Source organism: Pseudomonas serbica (assembly GCF_028823535.1).
In the GTDB taxonomy this organism is placed as follows: Bacteria; Pseudomonadota; Gammaproteobacteria; order Pseudomonadales; family Pseudomonadaceae; genus Aquipseudomonas; species Aquipseudomonas serbica.
On sequence record NZ_JAQIYM010000064.1, the window covers coordinates 1 to 313 of the forward strand.

A 313-nucleotide genomic window follows, 5' to 3' on the forward strand; every position below is an offset into this window, starting at 1 on the left:
CGGCTTGCTGCGCAAGGAAGGCAGCCGCTGGGTGGCCGACGCACAACACAGCCAGGGCCTGCGCTTCAACCCGCAGTTCATCAACGCGATCAACCAGCTCAGCCATTTGGCCGACGTGCTGTTTACCGACGGCGGCATGGGCTTGAGTTTCGAACTGCAAGGCAAACCGGTGCGCGACGTGGTGCAGACCACTTTCACCCTCAACGGCGAACAGCACGAGTACTTCAACCAGAAGGAAAGCTGGCAGCGCTTCAACTGGCCGGGTCGCAGCCAATACCCCGGCGCGAGCCTGACCTGGACCAGCGTGCAGGCT

The 313-nt window shown here is 62.6% G+C and carries 1 protein-coding gene; it reads left to right on the forward strand.

Features of this window, described 5'->3' with window-relative positions; genetic code table 11:
- Window positions 1-313, forward strand: a 313-nt coding sequence (locus NQL71_RS29760) for a type VI secretion IcmF C-terminal domain-containing protein (protein WP_274643800.1), incomplete at both ends; no start/stop codon positions are given.